The organism is Pseudarthrobacter sp. NPDC058362 (genome assembly GCF_042723515.1).
Lineage (GTDB): Bacteria > Actinomycetota > Actinomycetes > Actinomycetales > Micrococcaceae > Arthrobacter.
Window position 1 is genome coordinate 265,737 of the sequence record NZ_JBHXIW010000001.1, and the last position, 18,599, is coordinate 284,335.

At 65.8% G+C, this 18,599-nt stretch carries 16 protein-coding genes; 7 read left to right on the plus strand and 9 right to left on the minus strand.

Annotated elements, in window-relative coordinates; all coding sequences use genetic code 11:
* Nucleotides 1–13: 13 nt before the first annotated feature.
* Both ACFWIX_RS01160 and ACFWIX_RS01165 read right to left on the minus strand, forming a co-directional pair.
* Nucleotides 14–1,147 (minus strand): Gfo/Idh/MocA family protein, encoded by a 1,134-nt coding sequence (locus ACFWIX_RS01160; RefSeq protein ID WP_377214277.1) that lies wholly within the window; start codon nt 1,145–1,147, stop codon nt 14–16.
* Nucleotides 1,144–2,049, minus strand: coding sequence for a TIM barrel protein (locus tag ACFWIX_RS01165; protein ID WP_377214278.1), 906 nt, complete (start codon nt 2,047–2,049; stop codon nt 1,144–1,146). Before ACFWIX_RS01165 ends, ACFWIX_RS01160 begins: the two co-directional genes overlap by 4 nt.
* Before the next feature lie 242 nt (nt 2,050–2,291).
* On the opposite strand from ACFWIX_RS01165, the gene ACFWIX_RS01170 reads away from it, so the two are divergent.
* Complete coding sequence (locus tag ACFWIX_RS01170; RefSeq protein WP_377214279.1) at nt 2,292–2,945, plus strand: GPP34 family phosphoprotein; 654 nt, start codon at nt 2,292–2,294, stop codon at nt 2,943–2,945.
* Nucleotides 2,946–3,249: 304 nt separating this feature from the next.
* Here ACFWIX_RS01170 and ACFWIX_RS01175 read toward each other — a convergent pair whose 3' ends face one another.
* The 7 genes from ACFWIX_RS01175 to ACFWIX_RS01205 all read right to left on the minus strand — a co-directional run bounded on the left by ACFWIX_RS01175 (nt 3,250) and on the right by ACFWIX_RS01205 (nt 11,793).
* A complete protein-coding gene (locus ACFWIX_RS01175) occupies nt 3,250–4,950 on the minus strand; it encodes a DUF5671 domain-containing protein (protein ID WP_377214280.1) in 1,701 nt (566 codons plus the stop codon).
* Nucleotides 4,947–5,414: a hypothetical protein gene (locus ACFWIX_RS01180; protein WP_377214281.1), complete on the minus strand. Its 468-nt coding sequence runs from the start codon at nt 5,412–5,414 to the stop codon at nt 4,947–4,949. The genes ACFWIX_RS01175 and ACFWIX_RS01180 overlap by 4 nt, the downstream gene beginning before the upstream one ends.
* A 70-nt stretch (nt 5,415–5,484) precedes the next feature.
* A complete protein-coding gene (locus tag ACFWIX_RS01185) occupies nt 5,485–7,002 on the minus strand; it encodes a glycoside hydrolase family 32 protein (RefSeq protein WP_377214282.1) in 1,518 nt (505 codons plus the stop codon).
* 111 nt (nt 7,003–7,113) lie between these two features.
* Nucleotides 7,114–8,724: an ABC transporter substrate-binding protein gene (locus ACFWIX_RS01190; protein ID WP_377214283.1), complete on the minus strand. Its 1,611-nt coding sequence runs from the start codon at nt 8,722–8,724 to the stop codon at nt 7,114–7,116.
* Between the two features lie 81 nt (nt 8,725–8,805).
* Entirely contained in the window at nt 8,806–9,771 is a 966-nt protein-coding gene (locus ACFWIX_RS01195; RefSeq protein WP_377214284.1) for a carbohydrate ABC transporter permease, read from the minus strand.
* A 7-nt stretch (nt 9,772–9,778) separates the two neighbouring features.
* Complete coding sequence (locus tag ACFWIX_RS01200) at nt 9,779–10,753, minus strand: ABC transporter permease (protein ID WP_377214285.1); 975 nt, start codon at nt 10,751–10,753, stop codon at nt 9,779–9,781.
* On the minus strand, nt 10,750–11,793 hold the full coding sequence (locus tag ACFWIX_RS01205) for a LacI family DNA-binding transcriptional regulator (RefSeq protein ID WP_377214286.1): 1,044 nt from the start codon (nt 11,791–11,793) through the stop codon (nt 10,750–10,752). The genes ACFWIX_RS01200 and ACFWIX_RS01205 overlap by 4 nt, the downstream gene beginning before the upstream one ends.
* A 203-nt stretch (nt 11,794–11,996) precedes the next feature.
* Here ACFWIX_RS01205 and ACFWIX_RS01210 point away from each other — a divergent pair, with 203 nt between their 5' ends.
* The 6 genes from ACFWIX_RS01210 to ACFWIX_RS01235 all read left to right on the plus strand — a co-directional run bounded on the left by ACFWIX_RS01210 (nt 11,997) and on the right by ACFWIX_RS01235 (nt 18,582).
* Nucleotides 11,997–12,800: a methyltransferase domain-containing protein gene (locus ACFWIX_RS01210; protein ID WP_377214287.1), complete on the plus strand. Its 804-nt coding sequence runs from the start codon at nt 11,997–11,999 to the stop codon at nt 12,798–12,800.
* Between the two features lie 24 nt (nt 12,801–12,824).
* A complete protein-coding gene (locus tag ACFWIX_RS01215; protein ID WP_377214288.1) occupies nt 12,825–13,592 on the plus strand; it encodes an oxygenase MpaB family protein in 768 nt (255 codons plus the stop codon).
* Nucleotides 13,593–13,914: 322 nt separating this feature from the next.
* Nucleotides 13,915–15,336 carry an extracellular solute-binding protein gene (locus tag ACFWIX_RS01220; RefSeq protein ID WP_377214289.1) on the plus strand — a complete coding sequence of 474 codons (1,422 nt, stop codon included), beginning with the start codon at nt 13,915–13,917 and terminating at the stop codon, nt 15,334–15,336.
* Nucleotides 15,333–16,235, plus strand: a complete 903-nt coding sequence (locus ACFWIX_RS01225) for a carbohydrate ABC transporter permease (protein WP_377214290.1) — start codon at nt 15,333–15,335, stop codon at nt 16,233–16,235. Before ACFWIX_RS01220 ends, ACFWIX_RS01225 begins: the two co-directional genes overlap by 4 nt.
* Before the next feature lie 8 nt (nt 16,236–16,243).
* Nucleotides 16,244–17,149: a carbohydrate ABC transporter permease gene (locus ACFWIX_RS01230; protein ID WP_377214291.1), complete on the plus strand. Its 906-nt coding sequence runs from the start codon at nt 16,244–16,246 to the stop codon at nt 17,147–17,149.
* Nucleotides 17,146–18,582 (plus strand): glycoside hydrolase family 32 protein, encoded by a 1,437-nt coding sequence (locus ACFWIX_RS01235; RefSeq protein WP_377214292.1) that lies wholly within the window; start codon nt 17,146–17,148, stop codon nt 18,580–18,582. Before ACFWIX_RS01230 ends, ACFWIX_RS01235 begins: the two co-directional genes overlap by 4 nt.
* The last annotated feature ends 17 nt before the right edge of the window (nt 18,583–18,599 follow it).

Genomic DNA, 18,599 nt, shown 5'->3' on the forward strand with positions numbered 1-18,599 from the left:
GTAGTAGTTTCATTCACAGGGATGCAGCCTCTCCGCCGATCGTTGTTGCCAGGGAATCCGCCAGTGCGGCGGCAATCCGTTGGGCCGCCCTGACGTCGGCCTCTCCTTCGGAAATCCCCGTGGGCGGCGCCTCGTGCGCGGACACCATGCGGTGGAATGCCACCAGTTCCTGCTCGAACGCCTCGGTGACGTCCTCCACGACACTGTCGGCGACGCCCGCCCCGGCAGCCGAGGTCATAGTCAGCTTCGTCGGGGCGTTGAGGAGGTAGGGCACCGTGAACTCGAGCTTGCCGGAGCCCGTGGTGTGGTGAACCGTCACCGTTTCCCGGTAGGCAGGGTAGCCCGCAAGAAAATGCCAGTTGAAGTGGACACGCAGTCCGTCAACTGTTGTTCCAGCTATTTCCAGGGAGCCCGGCTCGTCCTGCTCCGCCCAGTAATGCACCGAGTCGACATGCTCCAAGGGGCCGGCGAGGGCCCGGACGAGTGCTATGTCATGAATGAGGCTGCCCAGGATCACGTTGGCGTACAGCTTCCGCAGCTTCACGGTGGTGTCCTTACCGATGGCGGCGTCCAGGCGGGCAGCGTCCGCATCCGCCAGGTCGGAGAGCACGCCCGCCGGGATATCCCGGACCGGTGGTCGGAGGTTGGCATAGCCCAGCTGGGACGAGCCGCTCGGGTGCAGCACTTCCACGTTCAGGTAGCGCAGATCTTCGGAAGCGGGAAGCTGCTTCTTCAGCTCCAGGACCGCGGGATCGTACTCCTTCATATAGCCGAGCAGCAGCATCGGCCGACCGTGGTTTTGTTCCGCCTTGCGCAGTTGTTCGATTTCCGCGAGTGAGTATGCCAACGGCTTCTCGCAGAAGACAGCGACGCCGGCTTCGACGGCCTGCAGCGCCGGCGGCCCGTGGGAACCGGATGTCAGGAGTACGACGCCGTCCAGATCCTCGGCATCGAGCATGCCTTCCAGCGAGCCATGGCGGTGGGTGGAAGGCACACCGTACTGTGCGCCGACCGCTTCGAGAAGGCTGGGGGAGAGGTCGGCCACTGCCGCCAGCTCAAAGAGGTCCCAGCGCCGTTTGATGAGTGGCAGATGCACGGACTGGGCGACGGCGCCAAGGCCCACCACTCCGAGTCGAAGCTTGGTCAAGGTATCCACTTCCTAAGGACGGTCCGGTTGATGGCATGGTGCTGTTCGAAGAGGCGGGGATCGTCGCCGGGCGAGGGGATGGTGTCCTGCTCGACGACGAGCCAGCCGTCGTAGCCGCTCCCGACCAGTTCGGTCATGAATGCGTTCACGTCCAGGTCGCCCTCGCCCAGCGGGACAAAGGCTTTGCCGGCCCAGACATCCTGCATGCCGCCCTTGTCCGCCACCACGCCCCGCAGGACGTCGATCCGGGCGTCCTTGATATGCACGTGGTTGATGCGGCTGCCCCACCGCCGCAGGCCGTCGATCGGGTCGCCGCCTGCGAGGATCAGATGCCCCGTATCGAGAGTCAGGCCCACATCTGTGGAATCGAGGAAGCGGTCAATTTCCTGCGGTGTTTCCACATGGGTGCAGGCGTGATGGTGGAAGGTGGGTTCAAACCCGCGGTCACGCACCATAGCAGCCGCTGCCGCTACATTGCGGGCCAGCGTGGCCCAGCGTTCGGTGTCGAGTGCGATGTGGGCGCTGCCGCCAGGATTGGTGCGGCGCAGTTCGGAGCCGCTGTCCGCCAAGGTGGGTAACGGAGGGGGTGCATGGCCGTCAGCCGGGGCCTCGGTGAAGACATCCAAGACTTCCGAGAGGGTAGACAGTGCCGATGGAAAAGCGGAGGGATCGCTGAACGGCAGGTCTATCCACCCGCCGGCGAGCGAGAGCCCGTACCGGGAGAGCCTGTCCCGGAGGCCCGCGCCCCGTCCAAGGAACCCGAGGGGGCCGAGATCGATGCCCGTGTAGCCCAGGGAGTTGAGCGTTGTGCAAACCTCCTCGGCTCCCGGGAGGCGACCGCCCGCGCTCCCGCCGAGGTCGAATACCCCGAAACTGACGGGCGCACCTGCGACTTCAATCAAGGAAGGCTCCTCGTGGCAGAAGGGATGATGTCTGTCCCTGCACTTCCATCCGGGAGCCGCACCGGCAGAAGGGAATCGGGACAGAAGTAATCTAGCTCACAAGGGACCACTAAATCAATTAAGTTGAGTAAGGGCCCTTTTGGTCGTCTTCCTCAGGCAAGCGGACGACGGCGGGAGGCGCCGCCGTCGTCCGTCTTTCTGTGCCATTGTGGTCACCGCGGGAGGGGCGCACCATGGGTGGTATGGATGCGGAAACTCCGAAGGCTGCCAGGCTGAACCTGCCGCAGGCCTTCCTTCTCCTGGGAACAAATGACGCGGATGGAAAGCCGGACATTCCGGTGTTCGCGCTCCGGACCGGCCTGGCGGGGGCGATCCTGGCCGAGCTCGACCGGAGCGGTGCCGTGGAACTGCGCGGAAAGCACGTCCGGGCTACGGGGACCGCCGCGCCCCCCGGCCTGGAGCACGAACTTGAGCTCATTCAGCACAAGTCCCGGCCGCATACGCCCAAGCGATGGGTGTCGATGCTCGAGGGGCGCGCGGCGGTGCAGCGTGTTTTCGAGAGCATGGCCCCGCTGGGGATCGTGGAGCGGACTGGCGAGCGGCATCTGGGCCTGTTCCGGACCGTCCGGTATGCCGAAAAGGATCACGGGCCACGGGCCGCGCTGGTCAGGGACCTGGAATTGGCGCTTGCCTCGCGTGCTGGATCGCCTGCGCCGGACCCGCGGCTCCTTGCGCTGATAGGGCTGCTCGAAGCCTCCGGCCTGTTCGGCAAGCTCTTCCCTGAGGCGGACCGCGTCTGGGCTGACGAGGTGGCCAAGGACTACTGGCCTTCCCGCGCTGTTGAGGACGAGCTTCGGCTCGTCAGGCTGGCCGAGGAAGAGGCTGCAACCCTCTAGCGGGCGCCGGAATTGCGGGCAGATACCCCCTAGGGTATTATTTTCAGCGGAGGCGGGTACTTGCCCGCCACGCGAACCCTATGGAGGACTCCTATGTGCCGAGTGGCAACGTGCCAGAAATGCTCGAAGGCAACCTGGGCTGGTTGCGGCAACCACGTGGACCAGGTCATGGCCAATGTCCCGCAGTCCAGGCGCTGCACCTGCTCCACGGACACAGCCCGGCCATCCGGCGGCGGCTTCAACTGGTTGGCCAGGCTGTTCGGCCGCTAACCGCCTCCTCCAAGCCTTGCTTTAAGGGGAGTGGTCAGCGGGCGGCCAAGGGGACCACTTCCAGCCTCGGTCCGGGGCCCAGGAGCACCAGGACGTGCGCGGCCGCAACATTTTCCACCGCCTCCGCGACCCGTTCCACATCCGCCCCCGGAGGCGCCGCTACCGCGGAAGGTGCCGCGCCGCCGTCGTCCGCCCTGAGCCACACGGTGACCCTGGCGCCCCCGGTGGCTTCGGCGATGGCCCGGGCAAGAGCGTCGGGAGCATCGGGCGACGCAAGACCCGGCGGGAACCCTGTGACCAAGGTGATCCGCTCCACCGTGCGCTTTCGGGCAGGCGCGGCCGCCGCAATCAGCGCCCGGTCCCGGCGCCACAGCGCGAAGTGGTAGCCGGCCACGAGGCCCGCCGCCACCAGCAGCCCCAGCTGGGCGCGGATGCGGTCGATGAAGCTGCCGCCGGTGACGTCGCCCAGCACGAACTCAAACAGCCGGTACCCGATCACCAGCAGCGCGATCAGCGCCACCACGGCGCTGACGCCGAAGAACGCCACGAGGTACATGCGCCGCCCCGGCGGAATTTCACCCGCCGTCGTCGGCTGCCGCCGCGGCCTCCACGAGAGCCACCACACCGGCCCGCCCACCAGGAGCGAACTGATTCCACCCAGCAGGAGCGTGCGCGTGGCACCGCCGGCCAAGGGAGAGACCATCGCTGCAAGCAGCGCGTTGACAATAATTCCGACGCCGGAGGCGGTCGCCGCGAGCGCCACCGCCGAGGTTGCCAGCAGGCCCGCGCGGCGGGTGGAGAGCGGGCGGCCGGTCGAGACGGTCCGGTGGTACCGCCACACCACGGCGCCGATCAGTGCTCCGGCGATTGCCGGCGCCAGGGGCTCGAGGAGCTCGTTCATCGGCTCGCTCCGGTCGAACGCGAGGCGCAGCAGGACGAACAGGATGACGCCGAACCCGGCGAGGGCGGTGATCCCGGCCAGGAACACGCCGACCAGCACGATGATCACGTCCACCAGCCCGGACTTGAAGGTCCTGCCGCCGTCCCGGAACCAGTGCCACCACCAAACGGCCGCACCGCCCACAGCCCACACGAGGGCCTGGACCGCCGGCCGCCACCACGGCTCGTAGGCGGCGAGGAGCGGGAGGCCGCGGATGGCGGCGTCCAGCACGGCGGAGAGGGCGACGATCGCTGCCGCCGCTCCCAGCACCAGGCCAAAAACGGTGCCGACGACGGCCCTTACGTCGTGCAGGTGGTCCGACGGTTTGGTGCGGTTGGTCCACATCCAGCGGTGCCACAGCCAGACGCCCGCCCACACGATGGCGTTGGCCAGCAGCGGCTGCCAGGTGTTCCCGGACGAGTCGACGAACGATGCCACGAAAGCGAAGAGCGACGTGCTGAAGATGATGAGCGAGACGGTGTACATCAGGGTCAGGTACAGGCCCCACTCCACTGCCCGGCGCTCGGCCTCGTCGCTGAGCCGCTTCCAGCTGAACCACCACAGGAGCAGGGCGAGCGGACCGCCGATCAGCGTGAAGGCCAGGGCGAGGGCAAGGCTGGCCACATCCGCCGAGGCCAGCGTGCTGGGTGCGGCGAAGAGGCGGGTCAACAAGCCCGAAAGGCCGTTGGCCATGATGACCACCAGGGCGAACAGCAGCCCGTACTGGATCAGGCGGCGCAGGGTGGCCAGCGAACTTCCCGCCCGGTGGACGGTGACGGCTGAGGGGGCGCTCATCGCTTCACCAGGGGTCCGTCGCACGCCTGCAGGACGTAGGGTGCCTGGTCGATCAGCCATTTCCCGTCGACCTTCGACAGCCGGAAGGAATCCTCCATCTCGTACTCGGACGGACCGAAGGGGCCATCCTGCGCTGAGTGGACGATGGACACCCGGACCGTGGCGGAATCGGACCGTTCCGTCGTGGACACCAGCACCACCCGGGAGGGCCGCGGTTCGCCGGAGTAGTAGCCGCCGCCGCACATGCTGCGGGCGTTGTCGGTGAGGTAGCTGTCCGCGGTTTCGGTATCGCCGTCGATCACGGCCGTACTGTACTGCTGGACCACCCCGGCCGCGCTCGCCGGGTCCAGCGGCGGGGGTCCGCCGCGCGTAAACACCACGGCCAGCGCCACCACCACCAACAGGCCGACGACGCCGAGCAGCGCCAGGAGGATCCGGTCAGGTTTTCGCGCTGCGTCGCCCATGCGCTAAGTATGTGCCAGGTTCCACCGTTTGGGAGGTGACCTTGGGCCCTAATTCTTGCAGGTTGGCGGTTCAGGCCAGGTTTGTCAGTTTGAGGGATTCGGCTGTTGCGGTTCCTCCGGCGGAAAACAGCGACACGCAGGTGCTGGCGGGATTCGGGAAGATGAGTTCGGTGACGGTCACCAGGCCGTCGTCGGTGAAGACCTCCACGGAGCAATGGTCCACGAAGATCCGCAGCGAATAGCGTCCGGTGGCGGGCTTCAGCAGTGCGCTGGAAACGGACGCGAAGGACTCGTGGAAGCCGATGTCGCCGGAGGCTGTCCTGTCCACGGTGAGCAGGTTGCCGTCGGGCCGGATGCTGATCCGCGTGCCCTCGCTTCCGTCACCGGCACCCCGGACTACCAGGCCAAATTCGGGGGCGGTGCCAGGGGCGAAGGTGGCCTCGATGAGCTGCACAGCCGTCCCGCCCTCGAACCGGTGGGTTCCGTCGAGGACCAGCCCGGAGTATGACCGGTCCGGAGCCGCCGTGGCGGTGATTTCCCGGACGGGGTGCTGCGCCAGCCGGGGCCGTCCGTCCACCATTGCCAAGGAGACTTCCCGGACCAGGCTCATGGGGCTGCGCCACGGTGACGTGGGAATCTGGTTGGCGTACTGCCAGTTGTTCATCCAGCCGACCATGAGCCGGCGCCCGTTCGGAACGTTGCTGAACGACACCGCGGCGTAGTAGTCCCGGCCCCAGTCAAGCCAGCCGTATTCAGCCAGCCGCGCGTCGTCCTGCATGCCTTCGGTGACGGTGGATTCGGACCTGAACGTCACGCCGTCGAAATGCCCCACGAAGTATTGCCCGGCGGATCCTCCGTTGGGTCCGCCCGGGTTCATGTTGACCGTGAGGACCCACCGGGTGGTGCCTGCATCGCCAATTTCGCCTGAAGCGTCCGGCAGCGGCAGTTCGAAGAGGTCCGGGCACTCCCAGATTCCCCCGGTTCCGTTAGCCGGACCGAACGTGCTCAGGTATTCCCAGTTCCTCAGGTCATCGGATCGGTACAGCAGCACTGCGTAGTCGTGGGCTTCGACGGCGGCCATCACCCAGTAGCTGCCGGCGGGGCCTTCGTAGCGGAATACCTTGGGGTCCCGGAATTCGGGGGAGTTGCGGGTGAGGACAGGATTCCCCGCGTACTTGGTCCAGGTGTAGCCGCCGTCGCGGCTCCAGGCGAGGGACTGGGCCTGCGTGCCCTGGTGGGCGGAGCCGGGCTGGAAGGCGCTGGTGTACACAGCAACCAGGGGCGCGGCGCCACTCTCACCGAATCCGGAGGTGTTGTGATGGTCCACCACGATGCTTCCGGAAAAGATCTGTTCGGTTTCATCGCACAGGATAGCTACAGGCTGTTCCTCCCAGCTGACCAGGTCCGTGGACGTTGCGTGGCCCCAGGACATGTTGCTGTGGACGTTCCCGTACGGATTGTTCTGGTAGTAGAGGTGGTAGACGCCGTCGTGGAAGACCAGGCCGTTCGGATCGTTGAGCCAGGTGTCCTTGCAGGCGTAGTGCAGCGCCGGGCGGTAGGTCTCCAGGGTGGAAGTGACGGTGTTCATGAAGCGGAAACTCGATTCGTGGCGGCCATCCGGCCAATAGGCCGGGCAGGCGGGTGGGGCCGCCGGGCACGGAAGTTCCGTGCCCGGCGGTGGCGGTGAAGGGGGAAGGGACTAGGAGTTCTGCTGGTACCGGTCGTACGCCTGCTGGTACACCTCGATCATCCTGTCCAGGCCGATGTTCTTGAGCTGGGAAACGTAGCCGTCCCACTCCTGGTCGATGCCGCCGGAGACGATCCACTTGGCCGTATTCTGCTTGACGAGCGCGGCCACGTCAGCCTCGATGGTGCTGATCTGCTGGAGTTCCTCATTGGACAAGGGCACTGCCGGGTAGCCTTCGTTGGCAGCAAAGGGCTTGTAGCTTTCCTCGACGATTTTCTGGCGTTCGGCGGCCCGGGGCTCCGGTGCCACCACTTTCTCGAAGTTTTCGGCCGTGTTGGCCTTGGGGCCGCCCGGGGCCACCTTCTGCCGGCGCTCGCCTTCACTGGTTCCGGCAGCCGCCGGGATCTGGGTCAGCAGCCCGGAGGCCGGGTCCTTCTGCAAGGTCTCCCCGATGGGGCCCCAGTTCGCCTGGGCGGACTGGATGGGGTCGTACAGGTTGTCGGCCCAGCGCATGGTGGCGGCAGGGTACTTGTTGGCGCGGGTCACTGCGAAGGCCCCGCGGGCGATTTCCTGGTTGTTGGACTGGCTGGCCAGGCGCTTGCTGTCCACGCCTTCCAGCACGGGCAGCAGTTCGTAGTTGCCAACCCGGTCGGCGCCGACCATTTCCTTGACTTCCCACCACACGAAAGACCCAAGGTTCTCGGTGCTGGCCTTCCCCTTTGCAAGGTAGGCCTTGTCATCCTGCGAGAACGACTCGGGGTCGATCAGGCCTTCCCGGTACCACTCGTGCAGCGTCTGGATGGCTTTCCTGTAGCCGTCCTGGGTGGCGGTGTAGACCACCTTGCCGTCCTGCACGATGCGGTGGTCCATGTTGTCCGGGACGCCGCCGAGCGCTGCGATGAGGTCAACAATGTCGCCGCACCAGGAGCCTGGCATGAAGCTGAGCGGGATGGTCTTGCCGGTACCGGAGGCGTCCTTGGTCTTGAATGCGAGCAGCGCATCGTGCAGCTCGTCGACGGTCTTCGGCATCGGAATGCCCAGCTTGTCCAGCCACGCGGTGTTTATGGCCATCATGTGGGGGAACTGCACCAGTCCCAGCTCCTCCACGGAGGGCAGTGAGTAGATGTGGCCGTCGGAGGAGGTGATCGCAGCGCGGATATCCGGACGGTCCGCCAGCAGTTTGGAGAGGTTGGGCGCGTTCTTCTCGATGAGGCCTTCAAGCGGGACCAGCGTGCCGCTGGCAGCATAGGTGCCGATCTCCGCATCCGTAAGGCCGCTGTTGAAGAACGCGTCGGGCAGGTCACCGCTGGCGAGGATGAGGTTCTTCTTCTCCTTGAACACCGTCTCGGGCAGGTTTTCCCAGTTGATGTGGATGTTGGTGTCCTTTTCCCACTGCTGGACCAGGGACATGCTGTTGTAGTCCGGGGCAAGCGCTGATTTTGTTCCGGAGAACGTCAGGGTCAGCGTGTCATTGACGATGGGAAAGCCGCTCTCCTGAAAGCCAAAATCTGCGGAGGCGTCCTGGATTTCCGGGGAGGCGGTGGAGCTGCCTGAGCAGGCGGTGAACAGCATTGTTCCTGCCATCAGGGTGCCGAGGACGGCGAGTTTACGGCTGGGAGCCATGGGTGTGTCCTTTTCTATCGTGGGGAGGAAGGCGTTCGACGGCGGCAGGAGGCACCGCCGTCGAACGCTAAGAGGGGAGCCTTAGCTCTTTACTGCGCCGATCATGGTGCCCTTGGTGAAGTGCTTCTGCATGAACGGGAGGGCGATCATCAGCGGGAGGCTGGAGACCACGATCATGGCGTACTTGGTAAGTTCACCGATCCGCTGGGCCGCCGCGTAGGACTCGATGTCTCCGCCGGTTGTGCCGGCAGAGGAGACGTCGGACTGGATGAGGATGTTTCGGAGCACCAGCTGCAGCGGGTACTTCGTGTCGTCGTTGAGGAAGATCAGTGCGTCGAAGAACGAGTTCCAGTGCGCCACCACATGGACCATGACCATCAGCATGATGAGGGGCTTGGAGAGCGGCAGGACCATCTTGAAGAAGAAGGTGAAGTCGCTGGCGCCGTCCATCTGTGCGGCTTCCCGGAGCTCGCCGGGGATGGTGTGTTCGAAGAACGACCGGGCAATGATGAGGTTCCATACGCCCACGGCGCCGGGAAGGACCACCGCCCAGACCGTGTCCAGCATGCCGAGGTCCCGGACCACCAGGTACTTGGTGATGAGGCCGCCGTCGAAGAACATGGTGACCACGAAGAGGAGCATCAGGAACTTCCGGCCCGGCATGTCCTTGCGGGACAGTGCGTAGGCGCCGAACAGGATGGTGGTCACGCTGATCGCGGTGCCCAGGACCGTGTACACAACCGTGTTGCCGAGACCGTTCCAGATCCGGCTGTCCGCGAAGATCCGCTCGTAGCCCTCAAGGGTGACGCCTGACGGGAGCAGCCAGACTTTGCCCTCGTAGACGGCGTTGGGGTCGCTGATCGAGGCGATCACGATGAAGTACAGGGGGTAGACCACGGCGATGATGGACAGCGCCAGGATGGCGACGGCGGCAACGTTGAACGCCGGGTCGGCCCACCTGTCGCGGAACGTGGGGATGCGTTTCGGTGCAGGGACGGTCCGCGTTGCCGGGTGGAATCCGGGCTTGGATTTGATGTTCAGGGACATAACGGCATCACCACAGGGTTGCTTGGTTGGCCCGGCGTGCGACCCAGTTAAAGGTCAGCAGCAGCACGAGGTTGAGGATGGAATTGAAGAGCCCGATAGCCGCCGAGTAGCTGAACTGCGCCTGCTGCAGGCCGGCGTGGTAGACGTACGTCTGGATGATTTCCGATGTCGGCAGGTTCAGGTTGGTCTGCATGAGCAGGGCCTTTTCGAAGCCGACGTTGAGGAGGTTTCCGATGGCCAGGATGAACAGCACCGTGATGACCGGCATGATGCCCGGCAGGTCGATGTGGCGGATGCGCTGGAACCTGGAAGCTCCATCGACTTTGGCGGCATCGTGCAGGGCGGGGTCGATCCCCGACAGGGCAGCAAGGTAGACGATCATCGCGAAGCCGGCGTTCTGCCACACATCCGAGATGACGTAGACGGGCCTGAACCACTCCGGCGAGCCCATGAAGAAGATGGGATCGCCTCCCGCGAGCTGGATGGCGTTGTTGACCAGGCCGGATCTGGGGGAGAGCAGGACGAACATGATGCCGACAACCACAACGGTGGAGATGAAGGCCGGAGAATAGAGGACGGTTTGGGTGAACTTCTTGAATCGCTCGCTCTGCAGCTGGTTCACCAGCAGGGCCAGGATGATCGGGATGGGGAAGGCCACCAGCAGGCCGAGGACGGCGATCCACAGCGTGTTGCCCACCACCTGCCCGAACTGGTAGGAGTTCACGAATCGAACGAAGTGTTGGAGGCCCACCCACGGGCTTCCCGTGAAGCCATCCACCGGATTGTAGTTCCGGAACGCGATCTGCACACCGTACATCGGCCAGTACTTGAAGACGGCGATGTAGATGAGGGCCGGGACAAGTAATACGTATAACTGCCAGGCCCTGACGACGCGCTTAAAGCGCAGTGGTTTCCTGCTTTTTTCTTGCGGGGGTGCCGCCGGCGGCGATGCCGGCCTTGGCTGAGCCAATGTACGGCTCATGGCTTCTCCTTTGGATGGGTCACTGAATTGCGTTCAATGAGCGGGCAGGTCATGAGTTCCACCTGCGCGGAAGGTTCTGCGTCCTGCAGCAGGAGTTCCACCGCCCGGCGGCCCATCTCGATGAAGGGCAGTTCGAGCGTAGTGAGTCCGGGCCTCAGGTGCGGGGCCAGGGTTTCCTGGTTGTCGAAACCGACGATTGACACGTCGCCGGGGACCGTGAGGCGCAGCTCCGATGCGGCCTGGTAGGCGCCCCAGGCGGTGCGGTCGTTGGCGCAGAAGATGGCGGTGGGCGGGTGTTCCGCCGTCAGCAGGTCCATGGCGTGGTTGAAGCCATCCAGCTCGTTGCCGGTGCCGAAGCGGACCAGGCTTGGCTTGACCGGCAGTCCGGCTTCTGTCAGGGCCCGGGTATAGCCGTTGAAGCGGCCCACGGCTGCAGGCAACTCACTCTCCAATGACTCTATGTTGATCATTGCCACGCGCCGGTGACCGGCATCGAGAAGGTGCCGCGTAGCTGTATACCCACCCAGCTCTTCGTCCGGGGCCACGCTGGGAAGCTTGTGGTCCCGGTCCTGCGAGTTCAGGACTACCGAGGGAACGCCGTGCAGTGCATCGGGCACGTCAAGGCGGCGGTGGTACATGGCGGCGTAGACGACGCCGGCCACCTTGTAGGAGAGCATTGAATCGAGGGACGCCCTTTCCAGCGCCTTGTCGCCCCCGGTGTTCATAGTGAGGAGCAGGAGGCCGTCCTCCCAGGCCCGTTCCTGCGCACCTTCGATGATCTTTCCGGCGAAGGGCGTGGTGGCCACGGCGTCCCCCAGGAACCCGATGATTCCGGAGACGCCGTCCCGCAACGTCTTGGCATGGGCGTTAGTGCGGTAGCCCAGCTGCTCCACCGCGTCCTGAACGCGCTGGCGCGTTTCGGCCGAAAAGCGCGAACCCGAGGCGGAGTTGAGAACCAGTGACACCGTGGCCTGCGAGACTCCGGCTGCGGCCGCCACGTCATGCATGGTGGGTCCGGAGCGTGGCCGGGATCGGGGCATCGGGGTTCTCCTTACCATGTGTGGGTTATTCGTATCAGTTATTCGTATAACTGCGCTGGAGAAGACTGTAACCCACGTCATAGTGGCCGGTCAAGGGTGGCATCTTGACGCACCACCGGCACCGGAGGAAACTTCTGTTCCACAGCTGCTCGCACGGGTGCTGGGGGTCCCAATCGTTGGGCGGTGTTCAACGAGGAGGACCCATGGAAACCACGCCCCGCCAACTCGATACCACCGACCTTGAAGACCGCGTGCGGTCGATGTACGAGGCAGTGGCAAACTTCCCGCACCAGGAGTTCCATTTCGAGACCGGCCGCGCCCTGGCGGAACGGCTTGGCTACCCGCCGGCCGGTCTGGACAGGATCCCGCATGCTGCCATTGAATCCTTCGCCGGCGTGGGCTACTTCCACGACCTCGCCGCCATCCGCCCGGGGGAGACCGTGCTGGACCTGGGCAGCGGATCGGGTATGGACAGCTTCCTGGCAGCGCTCGACGCCGGGCCCTCCGGTGCGGTCATTGGCGTCGACATGACTCCCGCGCAGGTGCGCAAAGCCCGTGCCCTGGCTGAGTCATTCACTGCTGCCGCCGTCAGCGGAACCCCGCCCGCCGCCGTCGATTTCCGCGAGGGTCGGATCGAAGACCCCGGCGTCCCCGACGGGTCGGTGGACTGCGTCATCTCTAATGGCGTCATCAACCTGGTCCCGGACAAACCGCGCGTTTTTGAGGCGGCCGCCCGCGCGCTTAAATCCGGCGGCAGGCTGGTGGTCGCTGACATCGTCTCGGCGGCGCAGCTTCCGGACAACGTCACCTGTGACGCCTCGCTGTGGGCGGCCTGCATCGGCGGCGCAATGCAGCAGGACAGCTTCCTCGCCGCCATGGAGGACGCGGGCTTCCGTGTGGAAACCGTACGGCCCAACGATGAGTACCGGTTCCTGTCCAGCCGGGCGGTCAAGGCCACCTCCAAGTACGGGGTGTCCAGCATCAGCGTGGCCGCCCGTTTGGGATGACTCCCGCACGGAAATCCGGTAGGCATGAATCAAGGGCACGCGGACCTGGGGGCGGAGGGCATCCTGCTCGCCGGTGCCGGGCGCGCCCTCCTGCTGCAGATCGCCAACCCGGCGGTGGGCCGCGGCGTCGCCGAGCACAGTAACTTCACCGACCGGCCGCTGCATCGGCTGGTGGGCACACTCACGTACGTCTACGCGGTGGTGTACGGCAGCGAGGAGCAGATCAGGGCGGCCCGCCGGCGGGTAAACCGCGCCCACGCGCGGGTCCGCAGCGACCCCGGGGCTGGCCCCGCCGGCTACAGTGCCTACGATCCCGAACTCCAGCTCTGGGTGGCAGCCACCCTCTATGACACCGCGGCAACGATCCTCACCCGGGTGTACGGACCGCTCGACGACGAAACAGCCGATGCGATGTACCGCGAGTACGCGAAGCTCGGCACAGCCCTGCAGCTTCCCGAGCGCATGTGGCCGGGGGACCGGGCGGCCTTTGCCCGCTACTGGGAGGAGCACCTGGCAACTCTCCGCGCGGACGATGCCGCCGTGCAGGTCGGGCGCAGCCTCCTGTATCCCGCCGTGGCGCCGCTTTGGTACCGGGCCCTGATGCCCCCGGCCCGCTTCATGACGGCAGGCCTGCTGACGGAGCAGTTGCGGGACGACTTCGGCCTGCCCTGGAATGCCCGGAGCGAACGCCGGTTCCAGCGGACCATGTCGGCGCTCGCGGTGACCTGGCCCCGGCTTCCCCGGCGGGTCCGGCACTGGGTCAAGGACTATTGCCTGAGCGGGCTGGCGTAGCCGCCTGGCCCGGGCGGCTTTTCCGCTTGAGCGGCCCCGGACTGCACATGCGGTGATGGCCAGCGCCGGTCATGCGGGGCAGCGCCGGTCATGCGGGCCAGCGCCGTCACGCGGGCCAGCGCCGGTCATGCGGGCCAGCGCCGGTCATGCGGGCCAGCGCCGGTCATGCGGGCCAGCGCCGGTCATGCGGGGCAGCGCCGGTCATGCGACGGCGGGCCGGTGAACCCTGGCCGCCGTCGGGAAGACAAAGTTTTCTGTGACGCTTGACACGTGTTAGGTCTCCGCTCTACTGTTCCTAACACGTGTTAGGAAGGAATTGGACATGACCGAAGCCACCACCGGGCGCCTGCGGGAGATCACTCGTCGGACAGCCCTCAGTGCCCTCGGCGCGGGAATCATCGGAGCATCCGTGGCGTCGTGGCCGCGGCTTTCCGGTGCAGACATTCCGGGCCGGGGAGACAACAGCCTCAGCATCGCAATCTTGGGCACCGCCGCGGACGCCGCCGCCCGCCAGCGTGCCATCGAAGCGTTCAACCGGATCCACCCGGACATCAAGGTTAAAGTCCAGGCCATCCAGGCCGTGGACTGGAAGGATTTCTTCACCAAGATCCTCACCATGGTGGCCGCCGGGACGCCGCCGGATGTGGTTTACGTGGCCACGGAGGGCTCGCAGCTCTTCGCCGAAAAGCTCGCGCACCCCCTGGACGAATACGTGCGCCGCGACGCTGCGGACATGGCAGAGTTCTTCAGCGACGTCCACCCCAGCCTGGTGGAGGCCTTCATGTACAAGGGCAGCCTCTACCAGCTTCCGATGGACTGGAACGCCGCCAACATGTATTACAACACCACCGCCTTCGCGCAGGCGGGCCTGGACCGCCCCGCGGACGACTGGTCGCACCTGGACTTCCGCAACAGCCTCGCCGCCATGCGTAAGGCCCGGCCGGCCGACTTCACCCCGTACTACTGGACCAACCGCCTCTTCGGCGGCGTGGTGCCGTGGCTCTACGCCAATGACACGAGCTTCCTCAAGGAGACCCGGTCCACCGGCGGAGACTGGCTCTGGGACGGCTTCTACGGCAGCGATCCCTCACGCAGCCTCCGCTCCGGCGGCTACCAGTGGCTGGAACCCAACGCCGACGACGACCGCGTCTTCGAGTCCTTCGACTACCTCCGCGGCCTGGTCAAGGACGGCCTCGGTGTCCGCCCGGAGGAAGGCGGCGGGAGTTCCCTGGTGGGCCTGTTCGCCTCGAACCGGATCGGCACCACGCCGGCCGGCGGCTACTGGGTGCAGGGACTCCACGAAGCCGGCATGGGCCCCAAGGATTACGACGTCCAGTTCTTCCCCCGCTGGAAGACGCAGCGCCACCAGTTCGGCACGGCCGGCTACGCCATCATGAAAACCGCCAAGGACAAGGACGCGGCCTGGGAATGGGTCAAGTTCAGCTCCAGCCGCGAAGCCATGGAGCTCATTTTCCCCAACCCAGTGACCACGCCGGCCCGCCGCTCGATGGTGAACGAGCAGCTTTACGCCGGCAAGGGACCCGCCCACTGGAAGGTCTTCTACGACACCCTGGACCGGTTCCCCACCACGGGCCCCATCCCCGCCCCGCCCCAGCAAGCGGCGGTGGAAACGGCCCTCATGAAGAACGTATCGCTGGCCGTCAGCGGCGACGAACGGCAGCTGAAGCAGGCCCTCGCATCCATGCAGCGCGACCTTGAACTGGCACTGAGGAGGCAGTCATGAGCACGATTACGACCGCGGCCGGACCCGGCCGCAGCCAACGTTGGCTGGCATGGGTCTTCCTGGCCCCCACCATCCTGGGCATGGCCCTCTTCACCCTGGTCCCCATCGTGGCCTCGGTGGTGCTGGCCTTCTTCCGCTGGGACATCATTTCGGCCCCGTCCTTCGTGGGGTTCGACAACTTCGCGGAGGTCGTCCAAGACCCCACCGTCCGGGTGTCCTTCCTGAACACCATCGCGTTCGTGGTGGTGGCGGTGGCACTCCAGTTGGGCCTCGCCCTGGCTCTAGCCATCATGGTGCAGGAAAAGATGCCGGCCTGGCTCCGGGTGTTCTTCCGTTCGGCCTTCTTCTTCCCGCTGATCCTCTCGGCGGCTTCAGTATCCATCTTCATGCGGTACCTCTTCAACGAGCAGTTCGGCGTGGTGAACTGGTTCCTCTCCCTGGTGGGCATCCCTGCCGTCCCCTGGCTCACCACCCCCGCCGGGTCCGCCGCCGTCGTGATCCTTGTGTACGTGTGGCAGAACTTCGGCTTCTCGTTCCTGCTGTTCGTCGGGGGCCTCGCATCCATTCCCGTCGAGACATATGAGGCGGCCTCTATCGACGGCGCCACCGGCCTGCGCAAGCACCTCCATGTCACGCTTCCCCTCCTGAGCCCCACCACCCTCGTGGCTTCGGTCATGGCGATTATCAGCGCCCTGCAGGTCTTCGACCAGCCTTATGTGCTGACCCGCGGCGGGCCGGGCGACTCCACCCGCACCGCCGTCATGGTGATCTTCGAGTCGGCATTCCAACGGCTTGAATTCGGCCAGGCGTCCGCGATCGGTGTGCTTCTGACGCTGATCATCATGGCCATCACGGCCGCGCAGTTCCGGCTCAGCAAACGATTCGTCTTCTACCAGTAAGGCCAGCCATGACTACCACCACAGAAAGCGGCCTCGCCTCCGGCGCTTCCCTTGACCCGTCCCGTGGTCTGCCGGAGACCTCGTCCAACCGCCGGAAGTTCAGCTGGAGCGTTACCGCGCGCATTGCGCTGCTGCTCCTCGCCGCAGCCTTGACGCTCGGCCCCGTGCTGTGGACCCTGTCCACCTCGCTGCGGTCGCCGTCGGAATCGTTCAAGCTGCCGCCGTCGTTCTTCCCCTGGAACCCTGATTTCACGTCCTACGGCGAAGTATTCAAGCAACTGAATATCTTCTTGCTGGTGCTCAACAGCGCGCTGGTGACCGGACTCATCGCAGCAGGCCAGATGGTCTCCGCTGCCCTGGCAGGCTACGCGTTCGCGCACCTGAAGTTCCGCGGCCGCGGGGCACTGTTCTCCGTCGTGCTGGCCACCATGATGGTGCCGGTCCAGGTGACCATCGTGCCCGTCTTCATGCTCATCCGCGGCATGGGCCTCTCGGACACGCTGCTTGCGCTGATCCTGCCGGCCATTCCGACGGCGTTCGGCACCTTCCTGATGCGGCAGTACTTCCTGGGCCTCCCGGCCGAGCTCGCGGAGGCTGCGTCCATCGACGGCGCCTCGCCATGGCGGACCTTCCGCTCCGTCTACGCCCCGCTGGCCTTCCCCGGCATGGCGATCGTGGGGATCCTCGCATTCAACTTCCACTGGAACGAGTTCTTCCGACCGCTCATCCTTACCATCTCCGAGCAGAACTTCACGCTCCCGCTGGGCCTCGTCTCGCTTCAGGGAAACCTGGGCACCGGCAGCATCTCCGTGGTACTGGCGGGCGTGGTCCTGTCGATGATTCCCGCCCTCGTTGTCTTCATGTTCGGCCAGCGCGCACTCCAGGCCGGCCTCACCGCAGGCACCGGCAAATGACATCCTCCCTGAAAGGCCACTACATGCCCACCCCGGACCTCGCCGCCGTCTGCTTCTCCGACGTCGCTGCAGCCCACCCCGATCCCGCGTTCCCGCGGTTCCACCCCCGACCGGCCCACGGCTGGATCAACGATCCCAACGGCGTCAGCTTCGTCAACGGCCGCTATCACGTGTTCTTCCAGTACAACCCAGACTCAGCCCGCCACCATCGGATCGCTTGGGGCCACGTCAGTTCGGCGGACTTGGTCCACTGGGACGAGCATCCCGTAGCGCTCCGCCCCCAGCCTGGCGGGCCGGACGAATTCGGCTGCTGGACCGGCGTAGTAACGGACGACGGCGGGGTCCCCACCGCCGCGTACTCGGGTGTCCGGGGCGACGGGGGCCACTCCGAGGTGGTCATCGCCCGCGGTTCGTCCGACCTGGTCCACTGGGAACAGACCGGCCACGTGGCGGCGCGAATGCCTGATGACCCCAATGTCACCGCCGTACGGGACCCGTTCCTCTTCCGTTTCAACGGCAAGCGCTACGCCATGCAGGGCGCCGGCCTGGCCAACGGCGACGCGGCGCTCCTGCTGTATTCCGTGGAGGACATGTCCGACTGGAAGTACCAGGGCATCTGGTTCACCGGGAACCACCCGATGGCCCGCCAGCATACGCCGGCCGAGATCTGGGAGTGCCCCCAATTGGTCAGGGTGCCGGACGCTTCCCGCGGAGCCATGGACGACACCTGGGTGATGATCTTTTCCCTGTGGCTCTCCGGTGACGGCCACGAGCATGCCAACGGCGTAGGGCACCTGATCGGTTCACTCACCGAGGACCCCGACACTGGACTTCCAGTCTTCGCGCCCCGTTCCGGCGGAAAATCAGACCTGGGCCGGGATTTCTACGCACCCCAGGTGGTGGCCCTCGAGGACCGGGCGCTGCTGTGGGGCTGGGCCAACGAAGGGCCGAGCCGTGACGGCCGCCGCGGCCGCACGCAGGACGAAGTCGATGCAGCCGGGTGGGCCGGGATCCTGACCTTCCCGCGCGAACTCTCGGTAGTGGACGGCAGGCTCGCCGTGCGTGCCGCTCCGGAACTGGACGCGTACCGCGGAGCGGAAGTGGCCCGCGGTGCTGCCGGAACCATGGTCCTTCCGGCTCACGCGGAGGCATTGGTGGCAGCTACTTCGGTGCCGGCCGGTTCAGGGCAGGGGGATGCCGCTGTCGAGCTTGTGCTGGTGGGTGCCGCTGCCGAGCAGGTGGTTTTCAGTGGCGCGGTTGCGGCAGGTGAAGAACTGCGTATCTTCATCGACGCGTCCCTGGTGGAAGTATTCCGGACAGGGAATGTCGCCACCACACTCCGCGCTTACCCTGCTCCGGGGGAACGGTGGGAATTGCGGCTCGCGGCAGGAACCGCTGCCCACGCCTGGCAGCTGGGCCACGCGCCGTCATAGTTTCGCCGGCGCGGCTG